Raw genomic sequence first — 18,383 nt, 5'->3', positions numbered from 1 at the left:
GCCGGGGGGACGGGTTGATGCGGATTTTCCTGACAGCGGCAACGGTATGGATTCTCGCGGTCTGCGGTGCGCTGGCCCAGACGGGCTCCGGCTCCGCGACGAGCACGGAGACCGATACGGACAGTGCGGCCGCCGCCGGGATCTGTATCGGGTCCGGCGAGCCGGGCGGGCGCTATCACGCCTTCGCGGAGCGCCTGATCGAGGCCGGGCTCGAAGGCTCGGTCTGCAACGCCCCGACCGCCGGCAGCCTGGAAAACCTGCGCGGGCTGCGCGGCGGTGAGCTGGCCTTCGCCATTGCCCAGAACGATCTCGCCTATCACCAGTTTACCGGCAGCCACGGGCTGGAACGCTGGCAGGACTTTGCGGCTGTGGCGCCGCTCTTCCCCGAATTCGTGCAAGTCTTTGTGCGCCGGGAAGACAATGCGCCGGATCTGTTCGGCGAGCTGCGCGGACGCCGCATCAATATCGGCGTGCCCGGATCGGGCAGCACGATCAATGCGCGCGACGTGCTGGCCGCGGCCGGTCTGCGTGAAGGCGTCGACTATCTGCCGGCCAGCGACGGCATACGCGATGCGTTCACGGCGCTGGGCGACAATACGGTGGATGCCGTCTTCGTGACGGCCGGCGAGAATTTCGAGTTCGATGCGGACCGCTTCTCGCGCCTCGCCGTGCCGCCCTCGATCATCACCCAGCTGGCCAACGAGAACCCCTATTACGAAAGCTCCGGCCTGGAGATCGACGGACGCATCCAGGCGTCGCTGGCGACACGCGCCGTGCTGCTGGCCCGGCGGGATGCGCCGCGCGAGGCAGTCGGAGCACTGACCGGTACACTCCTCGCGATCTGGCCCGACCTGCAGGATGTCGGCGGGCTGTATCCGCCCGAGGATTTCGTGACGCGTCTGGCGCTGGACTTTCATCCGGCCGCACGCGCGGTCCTGGTCGAACAGGGCCATGCCGCTGCGCCGCCGCGTTACTGGCTCTGGCTGATCGCCTGGGGCGCGCTGCTGGCCTCGAGCGTCGCGGCAATTTCCATGCGCACGACCTATGACCGCACGGGCGAAGCGCGGACCCGGGACCGGCGCCTGCCGGGCGTGCAGCAGGCGATCGACCTGTGGGCCCGGCCCAGCCCCTGGTTCATCGGTATCAGCCTGTTTGCCATCATCCTGTGCGGCGCCTTTATCGCCCTGCGCACAGCCGAGGCGATGCACGCGCGGGCCTTCAACCTGGACAATCCGTTCGGCGATCTCGCCTTCATGGAAGGGATTGTCTGGATGCTGGCCTTCGTGGCCAGCGGCTTCACCGAGAATGACGCCTACCCGCTGAGCCCGCCGGGCCGGGTGATGGTGGCCTGCCTGGCCCTGCTGGGCATTGGCGGACCGATCACGGCGATTATCGTCACCAGCAATTTCATCGGCCGGCAGCGTGCCGCCAAGGCGGCCGGCTGGGCCCGCACGAAATGGCATGACCACATCCTGGTGTGCGGCTGGAACGAGCATCTCTCCGGCGTGATCTACTCGCTGACGGGACAGGACGCAGCCGAGCGATACAAGGTGTGCATGGTGGCCCAGTCGGGCGATGCGAGCCCGATGGACGGGCATCATTTCAATCCGAAACGGGTCCGCTTCCGGCGCGGCGACAGCGCCGACCGCAAGACGCTCGAGGAAGCCGGCGCCAGGCGCGCCTCGCATGCCATTATCCTGGCCGATTACGAGCGCCGGGAAAGCCAGAATATCGGCGCTATCCTGACGGCGATGAATCTGAAGCGCCTGAACCCCGAGATCCGCATCTCGGCCGAGCTGAATTTCAACCAGAATGCCGACCATTTCGCGAGCTTCGGCTGCGACACGCTGATCACGCCGGACCTCTTCATCGCCAAGGCCGCCGCGCTCTCCACCATCCATCCGCTGATGGTGGATTATCTGCTGGAAGTGCTGACCTATGACGCGTTCGACGAAATCTACGCCGTCGAATACGGCGAATTGTGCGACCGGCACCCCGGCTATGACCCGGAAATGACGCTGTGCGATGTCGAACGCGAGATCTGGCGCAGCGGGGCAAACCTGATCGGCGTGGTCCGCGGCGATCTCAAGCGCGAGGCTGTCTATGACGCCGAAGTTCTGGATGGCGGTCCGATCATCTCGCTGACCCGCGAGGCCGGCTATGACCATGTGCCCGCGCGCAATGACAGGATCATCTACGCCGCCCACACCCGCGACACGGTGCTGAAGCCCGGGCATCGCCAGACCGTTCTGGACGCAGCCCCGATCCCCCGCGAGCTGTTCAATTTTTCCCGCCCCGAGGGCACGCGGATCCTGATCTATGCTTCGGAAGAACATGTCGACCGGCTGGAAAAGAACCTGCGCGCCTTTCACCGCGACCCGCAGATCTGCGTTGTCACGATCGAGTCGACTCCCTTCCTGACCCGAAATGTCCTGGCCGAACGCCTCGACAGTTTCAGGACGGATTGCGGCGTGGAGGCTTTCGACTATGCCATCGTCCTGGCCGACGCGAAGAAGAAGCGCAATGCGTCCAGCTCGGCCCGGGTGCGTGCGGCCGATGCCCACACGCTTCTGGCCACCAAGCTGATCCGGCAGATCGCCGACAGCAGCGGATGGACCTGCAAGATCATCGCCGAGGCGATCGCCCGCGAGGACCGCGACGCCTTTCTCGGTCCGCAATTCTCACAGGGACAGGATCTGCCTGTCCGCGAGACTGCCAGCCAGGCCGGCGCGGGCGCCAATGCGGTCATCCCCAGCGCGACGCTGGTCGAACGCTTCCTCGTCAAGGACGTGTTCGACGGCAATTCGGTTCTCGATTTCCTGATCGCCGTTATGAATATGCGCGACGGCACCCATCTCTACATGAAGGAGCTGGCGGCCGACGATCCGCTGATCGGACAGAGCTATGCCAGCCTGGTCCGTTCACGCCATGCCGGCCTGCACCTAGTCGGCTGGCTGCCGGTGACCAAGCGCGACACGCTGCGCAACCGCAAGGGCGATTTCGATTTCCATTTCCGCACCTGCTACAACGACAAGATCGAGCAGGACACGCTGCAGCAGGGCGATCTGCTGGTCTTCACCGCCTGTTTCGGTATCTGGGAAGGCGGAACGGACGAGCCCTGAGTTGGACCCCTTGCCTCAGCCCTGCAGCCGGTATCCGCCGCTTTCCGTCACCAGCAGCCGCGCATGGGCCGGATCGGGCTCTATCTTCTGTCTTAGCCGGTAGACGTGGGTTTCCAGCGTGTGCGTCGTCACGGCCGGATTATAGCCCCACACCTCGTGCAACAGCTCGTCGCGCGGCACCGGCTTGCCGCCGGCGCGGTAGAGGTATTTGAGGATATTGGTCTCTTTTTCCGTCAGCCGGATCTTTTTCTCGTCGGCGGTCAGCAACAGCTTCATCGCCGGCCGGAATTCGTAGGGGCCGATGCGGAAGACCGCGTCCTCGCTCTGCTCGTGGCTGCGCAGATGGGCGCGCACGCGGGCCAGCAGGACGGAGAATTTGAACGGTTTGGTGACATAGTCATTGGCGCCGGATTCCAGACCGAGAATCTGGTCGGCATCGGTATCCTGGGCGGTCAGCATGACGACCGGTGCAGACACCCCGTTCTTGCGCATCAGCCGGCAGGCCTCGCGGCCGTCCATGTCCGGCAGTTCGACATCGAGCAGGACCAGATCGGCGCGTTCGGCCTTCGCCGTTGCCATGCCTTCGCCGGCCGTGCCGGCGCTGAGCGTGCGGAATTCCTCGTGAAGCGCGAACTGTTCGACCAGCGCCTCGCGCAGATCCTCGTCATCGTCCACGATCAGAATCGTTTTCTGTGCGCTCATGGTGCGATCATGCCCTTTTCCGGTCGCAAGGCAAATTCTGCCCACCGGCAGGATGTGCCCGGCAATATTTGCTTAAGCATAGCGAAGTGTCCCGTATTTCCATCACGAATTCTGGTACCGAAATTGCTTGGTTAGCGCCGAGTCCGCAGGCCGGACACCCTTCCGTGGTGGGGGAGGCGAAGTGGATGCCTGTGCCATTTCCGGCACAAGAGCGTCCCTCGCCGACCACCGCTTTTTTCATCTATGCTGGCGTCATGGATTGGCAAGTCTCACGAACCGGGCAGATCGACCTCGGCGGCCGCACCGTACGCGCAGCCTTGGGAAAAGGCGGCATCACGGACGCGTCAGACAAGCGTGAGGGCGATGGCGCCACCCCGCTGGGCCGCTATGCACTGCGCCGTGTGATGTACCGGGCCGACCGGGTCACGGCGCCCGACACCGCGCTGCCGGTGCGGGCGATCCGCCCCGATGATGGCTGGTGCGACGCGCCGGACGACCCCGCCTATAACCGCCCCGTCCGCAAGCCCTATCCGGCGTCTCACGAGGATTTATGGCGCGAGGACGGGCTGTACGACATCATTCTCGTGCTCGGCCATAATGACGATCCGCCCGTGCCCGGTGCGGGCTCGGCGATCTTCCTGCACTGCAAGCGCGGCGATTACGAGCCCACGCTGGGCTGTGTCGCGCTGGATCCCGACGATGTGCGCGCCCTGCTGGCGCAGGCGAAGCCGGGCGACACGCTGACGATCAGCTAGCATTTTCAGCGAAAGTGGGTACCGGTTTCGCGGTTCGAAAATGCAGCGGCTCTAGACTTCCCGTTCACCGAAAAAGGCTGTGCCGACGCGGACCGATGTCGCGCCCAGCGCGACGGCCGTCTCGAAATCGCCGCTCATGCCCATGGACAGCTTTTCGACCCCGTTTTCGCGGGCGAGCTTGTCGAGCAGGGCAAAGTGGAGACCGGCGGGCTCCTCGACCGGCGGAATGCACATCAGACCCTCGATCTCGAAGCCATAGTCCTGCCGCATCCGCGCCAGGAAGTCCGGCAGCTCGGCCGGGGCAACACCCGCCTTCTGGTCTTCCTCGCCGGTATTGACCTGCACATAGAGCCGCGGCGTGCGGCCCTGCGCGTCCATCGCCTTGCGCAGCGCACCGGCCAGCTTGTCGCGATCCAGCGTCTCGATCACGTCGAACAGGGCAACGGCATCGTCCGCCTTGTTGGACTGCAGCGGGCCGATCAGGCGCAGTTCGAGATCGGGATAGTCTGCGCGGCGGCCGGACCAGTGCGCCTGGGCCTCCTGCACACGGTTTTCGCCGAACACGCGCTGGCCGGCCGCAAGCGCGGCATCCAGCCGGTCGTCGCTCTGGCGTTTCGATACGGCCACCAGGGTGATATCACCCGGGCTTCGTCCTGCCGGCCGGGCCGCGGCAGCGATCGTGTCGAGCAGGGCCTGACGGTTTGCGGAGATTGCGGAAGTGTCGCTCATCATGCCGCCATATGACGCCCCGGCGGGCTTGGCAAGACAGGCGCTTGCGGTGCAGGCCCCGCGCGGGACCGGTCTGCCGGCGCTGCTGGCGCTGACCGATCCGGCCCGCACGCCAGACCCGGAAGCGTTCGCCGCTGCGGCCCCGGGCGGCAGCGCGGTGATCTACCGGCATTTCGGTGCACCGGACCGGCTGGAGGTCGCAGAACGGCTGGCTGCGATCTGCCACGCGCAGGGCAATTGGCTGCTGGTGTCGGGAGATCCGGATCTGGCCCGGCGGGCCGGGGCGGACGGCGTGCACTGGCCGGAACGGCAGATCGCCGAAGCCGCCGCCTGCCGGGCGCGCGGCAATACGGGCTTTTTCACAGCCGCCGCCCATTCCTGGCGGGCGCTGGCCCGGGCGGGCGATGCCGGTATCGATGCAGCCCTGCTGTCGGCGGTCTTTCCCAGCCAGAGCCCCAGCGCCGGACGGCCTTTGGGGGGCTGGGCCGCAGCGGCGATGGCGCGGGCCACAGTTCTGCCGGTCTATGCACTGGGCGGCGTCAATCACCGCACGGCGAAACGGCTGACAGGTCTCGGATTTTCAGGAATTGCGTGTGTCGGCGCGATCAGAAGCGCAGGGCCGACTCGAACTTGATTTCCGGCTCGCGGCGGTCCTGGCGGTTCTCGCGAAGCGTGAAATACTCGCTGTCCGGTGCGGCAAAGCGGACCTGACCGCCGAGGCGGAAGCGTTCGCCGAGATTGACGAAGGCCCCGGCGCTCACGTCTTCGGTTTCGAAGCGCGTGTCGGAATGGTCTTCCACGCCCAGCGTGATGCCCCAGCGGCCACCGGCGGATTCCCAGTCGAACGTATCGGGTTCTTCCAGGCCCGGATGGGCGGCTTCATTCATGGACAGGGTGAAGGCTTCATACCACGGCGTTTCAGCCTCGGACGTGGCCGGTGCCGGCGCTGCAAGCGCAGCCGCGGTATCGTCCTGGGCGAAAGCCGCAGGCGCGCACAGGCACAGGGCAGCAGCCGTTACGACTGCAGGCGCCGTCTTACCAATGATGTCAAACGGATAGCTCCGCCCGCTCATTGCAATCTCCCTCACACCAGATGGTTTTACCGCACCGGACCCATCCGTCCCAAGAAGATTCTGCGGCGGTTACAACAGTTTCACGCCGCCTGTGGCGGATTTGTCAAAACTGCCAGCCGAGCTCGAAAAATCCGACCGTGTCCTCCGACCGGACCTGTGTCCGCCCGGCGGGTGTCAGCACCGGATCCCAGCGCCGGGCGCTGCGCAGTCCGACGCCGGCAAGCCAGTGCTCGCCGATCAGGCGCGATCCGCCCGCTTGCCAGCTGGTGCCGTCGACATGAACCGCGTCGTCGGAAAAGCCCGCATATTCCAGCGTGAACAGCCAGGGACCGGCCTCATACCCGGCTGAAGCCGACCAGGCCTGATAGCCCTGGTCGCCGGCAAGACCATTGTCACTGACCAGGCCGCGCAGCCCCGCCGACCAGTCGCCAAGGCGCCAGGACAGGCCCGCATCCCAGGCAAGCAGGCGCTCGAAGCCCGGCCGGCCGGTGGCGTCGGCGCCGCTGGCGATACCGAAGGAGGCCTCGATCTCATGATCGCCGCGGCGGACGGCATAGATCAGGCCCAGCTCGGCCATGTCGTCGAAGACCGGGCTGACCAGTCCGGCCGGACCGTATTCGCGATGGCAGACATCGACGCCGCAATCGCGCACGGCCGGGGTCCAGGAGGCCGAGGCCCGCAGGGTGCCGATCGTGCTCTCCTGCCCCAGCGCGACCGAGCGGAACAGGATTTTCGGCGACCAGCCGGACGCGAGGTTGGCCGTGCGCGCACCCGACAGGCGGTCGGTGGCGACGCGGCCGCCATCGGCGCGGCTCAGGCGGAAGGCCGCCGGCCCGCCGGCCGTGTCGAGCTGGGCGGCGCCCGGCCCGTAACCCAGACGCAGCTCGCCCCAGCCGGTGTCGTAGTAGAGATAGGCGTCTTCCAGCGCGGTGCGGGTGGCGTCACCAACCGGTGCGCCGCTGCTGCGATAGCCGCTCGCCGGGCTCACCCCCGTGGCACAATCGCCGCGGCCGGCCGGACAGTCTCCGGCGAGCCCGCCCCAGCCGAGGCGGCCGCTGTCCCGCTCGATCCGCCCGCCGACGACCAGGCCATAGCGGCGGCCGGCATCGGTGAAGCCTTCAATGGTCAGGGCCGTATCGATGTCGAAAAGCGGCGTCTCAGCGCCATCACCGGACGCGAGGACCGCGCCGGCAGCCAGCTCGAAACGCGTCTCGAACGCCGCATCGAACCCGTTGCTTTCATTGGAAAATATGCCGGTAGACGAGTCCGTCTGGGGGAATGCCGGCGGGGCCGCAAGCGCTCCGGACAGAGCGGCGATCAAGGTCGCGCTGAGTGTCCGTACCATGTCTCGCGGTCCCGCCGATCGGCCCCGTCCCCCCGGACGTCGCGCCCCTAAAGGAGGTCAGCACGCCCGTCCGGTCAAGCACCCCGCACGGCTTGCGGAAAACTTGGCGCCAAGTTGTTGCGATCCTGCCACGCTCGCATCGGGTGCCTTTCGGCGCTGGCGTGTCCCGTTTCGCATGTTATACAAATCGTCAAAGCAAGGAGCGCGTCCGCGTTCACGGTTCCCCGCGTGTTACCGCTGTCTGTTTCGAAGGAGTCTCGGCTTATGTCCGACCGTCGGATTCTTGGAGTAGCCCTCTCCGCCGCCATTCTTGGCCTGTCGGCCTGTGCCTCGAACAATGCGGCCGAGCAATCCGCCGCGTCGGAGAGCCGGTCCGGCCTGCGTCTTCCGTCCCTGCCCAACCCGCTGGGTGGCGGCAATCGCCCGGTCGAGGTCGAGGGCATCGGCGTCAACGGTTTCCTGTGGCGCGCCAGCCTGGACACCATCTCCTTCATGCCGCTGTCGGAAGTCGATCCGTTCGGCGGCGTCATCATCACGGACTGGTACGCCAATCCGCAGATGCCGACCGAGCGCTTCAAGCTGACGGTCTATATTCTCGATACGCGCCTGCGTGCCGACGCACTGGCCGTCAACGTCTTCCGCCAGGTCCGCAACGACCAGGGCGAATGGACCGACGCGCAGTCCGGCGACGACACCGCCTACGAGATCGAGAATGCGATCCTGACCCGGGCCCGCCAGCTGCGTATTTCCCAGCTGGAAGGCTAGTGACGCCATAGCGGCCTCGCAGCGAGCATGACCATGAGCCGATACAATCCCCGCGAGGCCGAACCGAAATGGCAATCGGCCTGGGCGGAGCGTGATGCATTCCGTGCCGGCGGACCCGAGTCCGGCAAGCCGAAATACTATGTCCTGGAGATGTTCCCCTATCCGTCGGGGCGTATCCATGTCGGCCACTCCCGCAATTACACGATGGGTGACGTCGTGGCGCGCTACAAGCGCGCCCGCGGCTTCGACGTGCTGCATCCGATGGGCTGGGACGCGTTCGGCCTGCCCGCGGAGAACGCCGCCCGTGACCGCGGTGTGCACCCGGGCAAGTGGACCTATGGCAATATCGACGTCATGCGCAAACAGCTCCAGCGTCTGGGCCTGGCCCTCGACTGGAGCCGCGAGATCGCGACCTGCGACCCGGCCTATTATCGCCATCAGCAGGCTATCTTCCTGAAATTGTGGGAAAATGGTCTGGCCTATCGCAAGACGGCGAAGGTCAACTGGGACCCGGTCGACCAGACCGTTCTGGCCAATGAACAGGTGATCGACGGCAAGGGCTGGCGCTCCGGCGCCGAGGTCGAGCAGCGCGAACTGGACCAGTGGTTCTTCAAGATCACCCAGTATGCCGATGTGCTGACCGACGCTATTGAAGGCCTCGACCGCTGGCCGGACAAGGTCCGTACGATGCAGTCAAACTGGATCGGCCGGTCGCGCGGGGCCGAAGTCCGCTTCCCGCTGACCGATACCCGTTTCGGCGAGACGATCGACGTCTTCACCACCCGTCCGGACACGCTGTTCGGGGCGAGCTTCCTGGCGTTGGCGCCCGATCATCCGATCGTGAAGGCGCTGGCGAAGGACAATCCGCAGATCGAGGCCTTCTGTCAGGATTGCGCCCGCATGGGTACGACGGAAGAAGAGATCGAGAAAGCCCCCAAGAAGGGGATCGATCTGGGCATCAAGGTCCGCCATCCGTTTGACGACACTTGGGAAATCCCGGTCTGGTCGGCGAATTTCGTGCTGTCGGGCTATGGTACGGGCGCGATTTTCGGCTCGCCCGCCGGCGACCAGCGCGACCTCGACTTTGCCCGCAAATACGGTCTGCCGGTCAATCCGGTGGTGCTGCCGCCCAATGCCGATGCCGCGACGCACACAATCGAGGACGAAGCCTTCACCGGCCACGGCACGATCTATAATTCGCGCTTCCTGGACGGGCTCGAAACGCCGGCCGCGATCGAGCGCGCCATCGAGGAGCTGGAAAAGCTGGACCTCGGCAAGGGTGCGACCAGCTATCGCCTGCGCGACTGGCTGGTCTCCCGCCAGCGCTACTGGGGCTGCCCGATCCCGATCGTGCATTGCGCCGATTGCGGCGCCGTGCCGGTGCCGGAAGACCAGCTGCCGGTGGTCCTGCCCGAGGATGTGACCTTCGACCAGCCCTCCAATCCGCTGGAACGCCATCCGACCTGGAAGAACACGGACTGCCCGAAATGCGGCAAGCCGGCGCGCCGGGAGACCGATACGCTGGACACATTCGTGTGCTCGTCCTGGTATTTCCTGCGCTTCACCTCGCCCTGGACCGAGGACGCGCCCTTTGCACCGGCCGAGGCCGAGCACTGGATGCCGGTCGACCAGTATGTCGGCGGTATCGAACACGCCATCCTGCACCTGCTCTATGCCCGCTTCTTCACGCGCGCTCTGAATGATTGCGGCCTGATGAAGCTGGACGGCGGCGAACCCTTCGCCGGCCTGTTCACCCAGGGCATGGTGACGCACGAGACCTACAAGTCGGCGGATGGCAAATGGCTCGGCCCCGACGAGATCGAGGAGCGCGACGGAACACGCGTCGAGATCGCCACCGGCAAGCCGGTGACCGTCGGCGCGATCGAGAAAATGTCCAAGTCGAAAAAGAATGTCGTCGACCTGGATGAATTCATCGAGAGCTATGGCGCGGACGCAGCACGCTGGTTCGTCCTGTCCGACAGCCCGCCCGAGCGCGATGTCGAATACACCGACAGCGGTGTGGAAGGCGTCTGGCGCTTCATCCAGCGCCTGTGGACGACCGTCACCTCACTGCCCGAGGGTGCGCCGGGTCCTGCAACGATTGCAGCGGACGCAAGCGGCGACGCTCTGGATATCCGCAAGGCCGCGCACAAGGCCCTGAAATCCGTTACGGATTCGATCGAGGGTTTCCGCTTCAACTCGGCGGTCGCCCAGGTCCATGACCTGGTCAATGCGCTGCGGAAGTTCGAACCGACCGATGCGGCCGGTGTTGCGGCCAAGGCGGAAGGCCTGGGTATTCTCGTGCGCATGATCGCCCCCTTCGTACCGCACCTGGCCGAAGAATGCTGGTCAGTGCTGGGCGGGGAAGGCCTGGTGATCGACGCGGCCTGGCCGGAAGCCGATCCGGCGCTGCTGGTCGAGGATACGGTGACGCTGCCGATCCAGGTCAATGGCAAGCGCCGCGCCCAGATCGATGTCGCCAAGGGTACGCCCGAAGACCTGGTCAAGGAACTCGCCCTGTCCCATGACGGGGTGGTGCGCGCCACCGAAGGGCTTACAGTGCGCAAGGTGATCGTGGTACCGGACCGGATCGTCAATATCGTCGTGGGGTAGGAAAACCATGCGTACCAGCCGTCGAGTGATCCTGGGCTCTCTGGCAGCCTCTTTCACGCTGGCGCTGGGCGCTTGCGGTTTCTCGCCGATGTATGGATCGAGCGCTGTCGGCAGCACGCTGTCCCAGATCCGCGTCGAGACAGGCGATGAACGGGTCGACTTCCTGCTTCAGGAGGCCCTGATCGACCAGATGGGCTCGCGCCATGCCAATGGCGATCTGACGCTGCGAACGGAGACGGATCTGGGCGCGACCGGACTGGGCGTCGGGGCCGATGCGATCGTCCGGCGCTTTTCCATCCGGCTCGAAGTCGACTATGCGCTTTATCGTGACGGAGAGACCGATCCGGTTCTGGTCGGCTCCACCTATGGCGAGGCCTCCTACAATCTGTCGAGCTCTGTCTACGCCTCCATGATCTCCGAACAGGATGCCCAGGCCCGTGCCGCCCGGATGGCAGCCCAGCGGGTTTCCATGCAGCTTGTCCGCGCCCTGGACGAGATCCACACCCGCGGACCCGCCACGCCATGAAGGTATCGGCCCGCGACGCCGATGCGCGCGTCCGGACCCCGGATCCGGCCATCAAGGCCTATCTGATCTACGGGCCGGATCGCGGCCTCGCTCACGAGCGCGCCAGCACGCTGGTCAAGTCGATCCTGTCCGATCCCGACGATCCCTTCGCGCTGACCCTGCTCACCGAGGAAGACCTCAAATCCGATCCGGCCGCCCTGGCCGACGCGATGGTCGCCATGTCGCTGACCGGCGGTCAGCGCCTGGTCCGGGTCCGGCTCAGCGGCGAGACCGGCGGCGGCCCCGTTGCGGACGTGATTTCGGAGATCGAGAGCGGCTCTCTCGCGCCGCAAACCGTACTCGTGGTCGAGTCCGGGGATCTAACGCCGCGAGGGAAGCTCAGAAAAACCTTCGAACCGGCGAAAAAGGCTTTATCTATAGCATGTTATGCTGATGACGCGCGATCGCTCGGAAACCTCGCAGAAGACCTACTTAAAGCTGAAGGTCTGTCGATTGCTTCCGATGCGCGCATGATTTGGCTGCCGCGGCTCGAAGGTGACCGGGCGCTCGCCCGCGGCGAGATCGACAAGCTGATTCTCTACAAGGGTCTCCGCAGCCAGCGCGCCGAGGGTGACGATGTCGTCTCGATCGAGGATGTCGAGGCCATCGCCGCCGACCAGGGCGAGGCCCAGATGGATGCCGTCATCGAGCCTGCCCTGCTCGGCCGGCTCGCCGAAGCCGACAAGGCCTATGTCCGGTCCGTCAGTGCGGGTGGCAGCCCGGTTGCCATCCTGCGCGCCCTGCAGCGGCGGCTCGACCAGATCGGTGTCGTGCAGAGCTCCGGCGGGGATGATGCCGCCCTGGCGCGCTCCGGTGCGCCGCGCTTCGGGCCCCAGGCCGATGCCTTCAAGCGGCAGGTCAGCCTGTGGCGGGGACGCCGGCTGGAGCACGCCAGACAGCTCGCCTTCCAGGCCGAGCGCGACGTCAAGCGCTCGGGCAGCCCGGCCGAGGCCCTGGTCAGCGAATTGCTGATCCGGCTGGCCCGCGGCGCTGCACAGGCCAGCCGCTAGCTTTATATCTTTGAGGAATCAGGCGGTGCGGTTTCCGGACAGCCGGCGGCAGACATCGTCGAGCTGTTCGAGTGTCTTGTACTGCACCCGGATCTCGCCGCCCTTATTGCCGTGCCGGATATCGACCGACAGGCCGAGGCGTGCGGTAACATCGGACTCGAGAGCTCGCGTGTCAGCATCCTTGTCACCAGGTTTGGAGGCCTTGCCAGCCTTGCCGTCAGACGCTTTGCCGGCCTGCGCATCGCGCGCCAGGCGCTCGGCCTCGCGTACGGACAGGCCTTTCTCGACAATGATACGGACCAGCGCTTCCGGATCGGGCGCCGAGGCGATCGCGCGGGCGTGACCCGTGCTGATTTCACCGCTGGCAAGAGACGTCAGGACGGCCTCCGGCAGGGCCAGAAGGCGCACCATGTTGGCGACATGGCTGCGGCTCTTCGACACGGCGCGCGCGACATCGTCCTGGGTGTGACCGAAACGGTCGATCAGCTGGCGATAGGCATGCGCCTCTTCCACCGGGTTGAGGTCCGAGCGCTGAACGTTCTCGACAATGCCGATTTCCAGCGTTTCCTTGTCGGTGAGCTCGCGGACAAGCGCCGGAATATCGTGCAAGCGGGCCTTCTGGGCCGCTCGCCAGCGGCGTTCCCCTGCAACGATCTCATAGGCTTCGCCCTCGCCCTTGACGGGCCGCACCAGGATCGGCTGGACCACGCCTTTTTCGGCAATCGATTCCGACAGCGTTTCCAGCTCCGCCTCGGTGATGGTCTTGCGCGGCTGGTCCGGGTTCGGGCGGATCAGCTCGATCGGCAGGGTGCGCACGCCATCGCGCGAACGCGGCGCGGAGGCCGGCGCATCGCCGCCATCCGGCGCGGCATAGTCCTCGGTCTCGACCTCGCCCAGAAGGGCCGAGAGGCCCCGGCCCAGACGACGATTCTTGTCAGTGGATGTCATGCGGCTTCACCCTGCTCTTCCCGGCGGCGTTTGCGCTCTTGCTGGACGATTTCCTTGGCCAGGCTGATATAGGCCTGAGACCCGGTGCACTGCAGATCGTAGAGCAGCACCGGCTTGCCCACGGAGGGCGCTTCAGAGACCCGCACATTGCGCGGGATCATGGTCTTGTAGACCTTCTCGCCGAAATGCTCGCGCACATCGGCAGCGACTTCGGCGGAGAGATTATTGCGGCCATCATACATGGTCAGCACGACGCCCTGGATCTCCAGCTTGGTGTTCAGGTGGCCGCGCACACGCTCGACGGTGCGCAGGAGCTGGGACAGACCCTCGAGGGCAAAGAATTCGCACTGCAGCGGCACCAGGATGGCATCGGCCGCGGTGAGCGAATTCACCGTCAGAACGTTCAGCGAGGGCGGACAGTCAATCAGGATATAGTCCAGCCCGTCTTCATCGTGCGACAGCGCCGCAATGCTCTGGTCGACGGCGCGCTTGAGCCGGTAGGAACGGCGCTGATCGTCGGCCAGTTCCAGCTCGACCCCGGACAGGAGCTGATCGGACGGCACGATGGACAGGCCGGGCACGACAGTGGGAACCAAAGCCGATTTCAGCGGGTCGCCACCCACCAGCACGTCATAGGATGTCAGGGTCCGCTTGCTGGGCGGCACGCCCAGACCGGTGGAGGCATTGCCCTGGGGGTCCAGATCGATGATCGCGACCTTCTGGCGGATGGCCGCCAGGGCGGTTCCCAGATTGATGGCGGTGGTGGTCTTGCCCACGCCGCCCTTCTGGTTGGCGATGGCGATGACGCGGGGCGCTCTGCGGCGCTCGTTCTTATCGGACACGCTCGACCTCTTTGATGCGCAGGATCACACCGTCGCTCGTCTGGCTGGGTATGACTTCCGGATCAACTGTCCAGCTTTTGCGGGCTTCGGTCAATTCATCCTGGTACTGGCGGCCCTTGAAGAAGAGGCCTTCAGCCCCGTTTTTCAACAGGGGCTCGGCATAGCCCAATAATTTATTCAACGGCGCGAAGGCGCGCGCAGTGACGAGATCGAAACCTTCCGCAGGATCGAGCGTCTCCACCCGCACCGAGCGCGCTTCGGCATTGAGGCCGAGATCGTCGATCACCTTGCGCAGGAAGGCGACCTTCTTGCCCACGGAATCCACCATGACCACACGAGCCGCCTGTCCGCGGTCGCGGAAACCGAGCGCCAGGGCCATGCCGGGGAAGCCGGCACCGGCGCCGAGATCGGCCACGAGACGCGTTTCACGTGAAACAAGCGGCATCAGCTGGAAACTGTCGAGAGCGTGGCGCTCCCAGAAATGATCGAGCGAACTGCGGGCCACCAGATTGGTGTGAGCGCTCGTCTCGACGAGAATCTGCCGCCAGCGGTCGAACCCGTCGAGCGTTTCACGTGAAACACCCGTTCGGGCCTGGAATTCGTCGCGTGTCACCTAGCTGGCCTCTTTGCTGAGCCGTTTCACATGCGCCAGAACCGCTGTCAGAGCGCCCGGCGTGACGCCTTCGATACGCGAGGCCTGGCCCAAGGTCTCGGGGCGCGCGCGCTCCAGCTTCTCGCGCGCTTCGTTCGACAGCCCGCCGACAGAGCGATAGTCGAGATCACGCGGAAGGCGCACAGCTTCGTCCCGGCGGAAGGCGAGAATATCGGCCTGCTGACGATCGATATAGCCGGCATAGAGCGCGTCGATCTCGATCTGCTCGACAATGTCCGGCGCGATACCGTCCAGCTCGGGCCAGATCGGTGCGAGGTCGCTCCAGGCGATATCCGGGTAGGCGAGCAGTTCACTCGCCGTGCGGCGCTTGCCATCGGCATTCACGGACAAGCCGTGCGCCTTCGCCTCGTTCGGCGTCAGGGTGAGCGCCTGCACCTGGCTGCGGGTCGTTTCGAGCGCCGCCATCTTTCTGGTGAAGCGTGTTTCACGTGAAACAGACGCCGCTCCCAGCGCGATCGCCTTCGGCGTGAGGCGCTGATCGGCATTGTCGGCGCGCAGGGTGAGCCGGTATTCGGCGCGCGAGGTGAACATGCGATAGGGCTCGCTGACACCGCGCGTGATCAGATCGTCGATCATCACACCGATATAGGCGTCCGACCGGCTGAGCACGAAAGGCTCGCGCGCCTGAGCGGACAGTGCCGCATTGAAGCCGGCCATCACGCCCTGGGCAGCGGCCTCTTCATAGCCCGTCGTGCCATTGATCTGACCGGCCAGCCAGAGCCCCGTAACGGCGCGCACCTGAAGTGTCGCGTCAAGCTCGCGCGGGTCGACATAATCGTATTCGATGGCATAGCCGTAGCGCTTCACCTCGACCTGTTCGAGACCCGGCAGGGTCTTCAGGAAGGCGTCCTGCACGTGGTCGGGCAGCGAGGTGGAGATGCCATTGGGATAGACGGTGTCGTCATCCAGCCCTTCCGGCTCCAGGAAAACCTGGTGACTGGTCCGGTCGGCAAAGCGCACCACCTTGTCCTCGATGGAGGGGCAATAGCGCGGCCCGCGCCCGGCAATCGCGCCGGAATAAACGGCGGAGTGTTCCAGATTGGCGGCGATGATGGCGTGCGTCGCTTCCGTGGTCCGGGAGATAGCGCAGGTGATCTGCGGCACCTCGATCCGGTCGGTCAGGAAGGAGAACGGCACCGGCGTCTCGTCAGCCGCCTGCTGCTCCAGTGCGTCCCAGTCGATCGACGATTTCTTCAGCCGCGCCGGAGTTCCGGTCTTGAGACGGCCCATCTGCAGCTTGAGCCCGTAGAGCGTCTCGCCCAGACCCACAGCCGGCGCCTCGCCGGCCCGCCCGGCGGGAATACGCTCGGCACCGCGATGGATCATGCCGCGCAGGAAAGTGCCTGTCGTGAGCACGACAGACGCGGCGGCGTATTCATTCCCCGCGGCATCCGTCACACCGACGCAGCGGCCCTGGTCGATGATCAGGTCCTCTACCGCCGCGGCCCGGATCTCCAGATTGTCCGTCGCGCCCAGAGCCGATTGCATCGCGGTCTTGTAGAGCGCCCGGTCGGACTGGGTCCGCGGACCGCGCACGGCCGGACCCTTGGACCGGTTGAGCAAACGAAACTGGATCCCCGACGCATCCGCGACACGGCCCATCACCCCGTCCAGCGCGTCGACTTCGCGAACCAGATGCCCCTTGCCCAGACCGCCAATGGCCGGATTGCAAGACATCTCGCCGATCGTGTCGAGACGATGGGTCAGCAACAGGGTCGAGGCGCCCAGACGTGCGGCTGCGGACGCGGCTTCACAGCCGGCGTGTCCGCCCCCGATGACGATGACATCCCATTGCTTCATGACCGGATCGATCCCGACGCTCTGACTTGCGGAAAAGGTCGGCCTACATAATGCCCGCAGGTCGTCGAGTCGAGGGGCACACCCGCGTGTTTCACGTGAAACACGCCGCGCGGTTCACGAGAGCCTACTTGCCGATGCAGAACTGGCTGAACACCCGGTCGAGAACGTCCTCAACACCGACGCGGCCGGTCAGGCTTTCCAGCGCCCGCACAGCCAATCGCGCATCCTCGCCTGCGAGCTCCGGCGCATCGGCCAGCCGCTCGCGGCAGCGCTTCAGGGCCCCCAGCGCGCTTTCCACCGCACGGCGATGCCGGGCCCGGCTCAACGCCGGCAGTTCCCGCGCGCCGAGGCGCTCGCGCACGATCTCCTCGATCTTCGCCTCGAGCATGTCCACACCGTCGCCGGACTTGGCCGAGAGACGGTAAGCCCCTTCCGACCGCTTTTGCGGCGCCAGGTCGAGCTTGTTGAGAACAAGCAGATCGTCGTCCTTCAGACGTCCGCGCAGATCGAGCAGATCCTCATCAGACCGAGCATCCACGACGCCGATCCGCAGGTCCGCATTGTCGGCGCGATCCAGCGCCCGCCGGACGCCCTCGGCCTCGATGGCATCCACAGCCTCGCGCAGACCCGCCGTGTCGGAAATGATCACCGGAAAGCCCGCCATGGTGACGCGCACCTCGACCACGTCCCGCGTGGTGCCGGGAATATCCGTGACGATGGCCGCTTCGCGCCGTGCGAGCCGGTTCAACAGGCTCGACTTGCCCGCATTCGGTGCCCCGATCAGCGCGATGGAAAAGCCGGTCCGCACGCGCTCGCCGCGCCGGCCATCATCCAGATGGGCTTCCATGGACGCAATCAGCCGGCTCAGCGGCGCGTGTGCCACGTGGGACAATGCGTCAGGAACATCGGCCTCGTCGGGGAAGTCGATCTCCCCCTCGATCGAGGCCATGGCGACGATCAGATCCTCGCGCCAACCCTCATAGAGCTGACGCAGAGCCCCGGACATCTGCGCCAGGGCCTGCTGCCGCTGCCCCTCGGTCTCGGCCTCGATCAGATCCGCCAGACCCTCAGCCTCGGTCAGATCCAGCTTGTCATTCTCGAAGGCTCGCCGCGTGAACTCGCCCGGCTCGGCCGGTACCGCCCCGCTCTCGTCGAGCGCGGACAGCGCGGCCTCGATCACGGCCGGCCCGCCATGCAGGTGCAGTTCGACACAATCCTCGCCGGTGAAGCTTGCCGGACCCGGAAACCATAGCACCAGTGCCCGGTCGATGACGGACGCGTCGGGAGCATTCAGCGTGCGAAGCGCCGCCCGGCGCGGCTCCGGCCTCGGCAGACCCGCCAGCGCATCCAGCATGCCGCCCGCGCCAGGACCGGACAGGCGGACCACCGCCACACCGGACCGTCCCGGGGGCGTCGACAGGGCATAGATTGTCGTGTTCAC

16 protein-coding genes are annotated in these 18,383 nt (G+C 65.8%); 7 read left to right on the top strand and 9 right to left on the bottom strand.

What is annotated here, in order from left to right; translation table 11 throughout:
• The first annotated feature begins 17 nt into the window (after positions 1–17).
• Entirely contained in the window at positions 18–3,122 is a 3,105-nt protein-coding gene (locus tag JJ918_RS00750) for a TAXI family TRAP transporter solute-binding subunit (protein ID WP_291882024.1), read from the top strand.
• Positions 3,123–3,137: 15 nt separating this feature from the next.
• Here the strand turns inward: JJ918_RS00750 and JJ918_RS00745 are convergent, their stop codons facing one another.
• Positions 3,138–3,824 carry a response regulator transcription factor gene (locus JJ918_RS00745; protein ID WP_271187219.1) on the bottom strand — a complete coding sequence of 229 codons (687 nt, stop codon included), beginning with the start codon at positions 3,822–3,824 and terminating at the stop codon, positions 3,138–3,140.
• 254 nt (positions 3,825–4,078) lie between these two features.
• Here JJ918_RS00745 and JJ918_RS00740 point away from each other — a divergent pair, with 254 nt between their 5' ends.
• Positions 4,079–4,579 carry a L,D-transpeptidase family protein gene (locus JJ918_RS00740; RefSeq protein ID WP_291882019.1) on the top strand — a complete coding sequence of 167 codons (501 nt, stop codon included), beginning with the start codon at positions 4,079–4,081 and terminating at the stop codon, positions 4,577–4,579.
• Positions 4,580–4,630: 51 nt separating this feature from the next.
• On the opposite strand, the gene JJ918_RS00735 is transcribed toward JJ918_RS00740, so the two are convergent.
• Positions 4,631–5,308 (bottom strand): YggS family pyridoxal phosphate-dependent enzyme, encoded by a 678-nt coding sequence (locus tag JJ918_RS00735; RefSeq protein ID WP_291882017.1) that lies wholly within the window; start codon positions 5,306–5,308, stop codon positions 4,631–4,633.
• Between the two features lies 1 nt (position 5,309).
• Here JJ918_RS00735 and JJ918_RS00730 point away from each other — a divergent pair, with 1 nt between their 5' ends.
• Positions 5,310–5,942 carry a thiamine phosphate synthase gene (locus JJ918_RS00730; protein WP_291882014.1) on the top strand — a complete coding sequence of 211 codons (633 nt, stop codon included), beginning with the start codon at positions 5,310–5,312 and terminating at the stop codon, positions 5,940–5,942.
• On the opposite strand, the gene JJ918_RS00725 is transcribed toward JJ918_RS00730, so the two are convergent.
• Together JJ918_RS00725 and JJ918_RS00720 are read right to left on the bottom strand one after the other, a co-directional pair.
• Entirely contained in the window at positions 5,914–6,381 is a 468-nt protein-coding gene (locus tag JJ918_RS00725; RefSeq protein WP_291882012.1) for an NtrZ family periplasmic regulatory protein, read from the bottom strand. The genes JJ918_RS00730 and JJ918_RS00725 overlap by 29 nt on opposite strands.
• A 103-nt stretch (positions 6,382–6,484) precedes the next feature.
• Positions 6,485–7,726, bottom strand: coding sequence for a porin (locus JJ918_RS00720; RefSeq protein ID WP_291882009.1), 1,242 nt, complete (start codon positions 7,724–7,726; stop codon positions 6,485–6,487).
• A 264-nt stretch (positions 7,727–7,990) separates the two neighbouring features.
• Here JJ918_RS00720 and JJ918_RS00715 point away from each other — a divergent pair, with 264 nt between their 5' ends.
• The 4 genes from JJ918_RS00715 to holA are packed head-to-tail and all read left to right on the top strand — an operon-like array spanning position 7,991 to position 12,679.
• The gene (locus JJ918_RS00715) at positions 7,991–8,491 is read left to right on the top strand and encodes a DUF3576 domain-containing protein (RefSeq protein WP_291882006.1); all 501 of its coding nucleotides are present in this window, start codon (positions 7,991–7,993) and stop codon (positions 8,489–8,491) included.
• A 33-nt stretch (positions 8,492–8,524) separates the two neighbouring features.
• Complete coding sequence (gene leuS / locus JJ918_RS00710) at positions 8,525–11,104, top strand: leucine--tRNA ligase (protein WP_291882003.1); 2,580 nt, start codon at positions 8,525–8,527, stop codon at positions 11,102–11,104.
• A 7-nt stretch (positions 11,105–11,111) separates the two neighbouring features.
• Positions 11,112–11,630 carry an LPS assembly lipoprotein LptE gene (gene lptE / locus JJ918_RS00705; RefSeq protein ID WP_291882000.1) on the top strand — a complete coding sequence of 173 codons (519 nt, stop codon included), beginning with the start codon at positions 11,112–11,114 and terminating at the stop codon, positions 11,628–11,630.
• Positions 11,627–12,679, top strand: a complete 1,053-nt coding sequence (gene holA / locus JJ918_RS00700) for a DNA polymerase III subunit delta (RefSeq protein WP_291881997.1) — start codon at positions 11,627–11,629, stop codon at positions 12,677–12,679. The genes lptE and holA overlap by 4 nt, the downstream gene beginning before the upstream one ends.
• 18 nt (positions 12,680–12,697) lie before the next feature.
• On the opposite strand, the gene JJ918_RS00695 is transcribed toward holA, so the two are convergent.
• The 5 genes from JJ918_RS00695 to mnmE form a co-directional block, all read right to left on the bottom strand.
• A complete protein-coding gene (locus tag JJ918_RS00695; protein WP_291881995.1) occupies positions 12,698–13,627 on the bottom strand; it encodes a ParB/RepB/Spo0J family partition protein in 930 nt (309 codons plus the stop codon).
• Positions 13,624–14,469 carry a ParA family protein gene (locus tag JJ918_RS00690; RefSeq protein WP_291881992.1) on the bottom strand — a complete coding sequence of 282 codons (846 nt, stop codon included), beginning with the start codon at positions 14,467–14,469 and terminating at the stop codon, positions 13,624–13,626. Before JJ918_RS00690 ends, JJ918_RS00695 begins: the two co-directional genes overlap by 4 nt.
• Positions 14,459–15,082, bottom strand: coding sequence for a 16S rRNA (guanine(527)-N(7))-methyltransferase RsmG (gene rsmG / locus JJ918_RS00685; protein WP_291881989.1), 624 nt, complete (start codon positions 15,080–15,082; stop codon positions 14,459–14,461). The genes JJ918_RS00690 and rsmG overlap by 11 nt, the downstream gene beginning before the upstream one ends.
• A complete protein-coding gene (gene mnmG, locus JJ918_RS00680; protein ID WP_291881986.1) occupies positions 15,083–16,942 on the bottom strand; it encodes a tRNA uridine-5-carboxymethylaminomethyl(34) synthesis enzyme MnmG in 1,860 nt (619 codons plus the stop codon).
• Between the two features lie 124 nt (positions 16,943–17,066).
• On the bottom strand, positions 17,067–18,383 hold the full coding sequence (gene mnmE / locus JJ918_RS00675) for a tRNA uridine-5-carboxymethylaminomethyl(34) synthesis GTPase MnmE (RefSeq protein WP_291881984.1): 1,317 nt from the start codon (positions 18,381–18,383) through the stop codon (positions 17,067–17,069).

The organism is Maricaulis sp. (assembly GCF_017642925.1).
In the GTDB taxonomy this organism is placed as follows: Bacteria; Pseudomonadota; Alphaproteobacteria; order Caulobacterales; family Maricaulaceae; genus Maricaulis.
Note: the sequence above shows the minus strand (reverse complement) of the source record. Positions and strands in the feature narration are given on the sequence as shown.

Coding starts and splice junctions, on each gene's coding strand:
- leuS (WP_291882003.1), top strand. CDS start 8,525: ATGAGCCGATACAATCCCCGCGAGGCCGAACCGAAATGGCAATCGGCC.
- mnmG (WP_291881986.1), bottom strand. CDS start 16,942: ATGAAGCAATGGGATGTCATCGTCATCGGGGGCGGACACGCCGGCTGT.
- lptE (WP_291882000.1), top strand. CDS start 11,112: ATGCGTACCAGCCGTCGAGTGATCCTGGGCTCTCTGGCAGCCTCTTTC.
- JJ918_RS00740 (WP_291882019.1), top strand. CDS start 4,079: ATGGATTGGCAAGTCTCACGAACCGGGCAGATCGACCTCGGCGGCCGC.
- JJ918_RS00720 (WP_291882009.1), bottom strand. CDS start 7,726: ATGGTACGGACACTCAGCGCGACCTTGATCGCCGCTCTGTCCGGAGCG.
- JJ918_RS00735 (WP_291882017.1), bottom strand. CDS start 5,308: ATGAGCGACACTTCCGCAATCTCCGCAAACCGTCAGGCCCTGCTCGAC.
- JJ918_RS00730 (WP_291882014.1), top strand. CDS start 5,310: ATGCCGCCATATGACGCCCCGGCGGGCTTGGCAAGACAGGCGCTTGCG.
- JJ918_RS00750 (WP_291882024.1), top strand. CDS start 18: ATGCGGATTTTCCTGACAGCGGCAACGGTATGGATTCTCGCGGTCTGC.
- JJ918_RS00695 (WP_291881995.1), bottom strand. CDS start 13,627: ATGACATCCACTGACAAGAATCGTCGTCTGGGCCGGGGCCTCTCGGCC.
- JJ918_RS00745 (WP_271187219.1), bottom strand. CDS start 3,824: ATGAGCGCACAGAAAACGATTCTGATCGTGGACGATGACGAGGATCTG.
- holA (WP_291881997.1), top strand. CDS start 11,627: ATGAAGGTATCGGCCCGCGACGCCGATGCGCGCGTCCGGACCCCGGAT.
- JJ918_RS00715 (WP_291882006.1), top strand. CDS start 7,991: ATGTCCGACCGTCGGATTCTTGGAGTAGCCCTCTCCGCCGCCATTCTT.
- JJ918_RS00725 (WP_291882012.1), bottom strand. CDS start 6,381: ATGAGCGGGCGGAGCTATCCGTTTGACATCATTGGTAAGACGGCGCCT.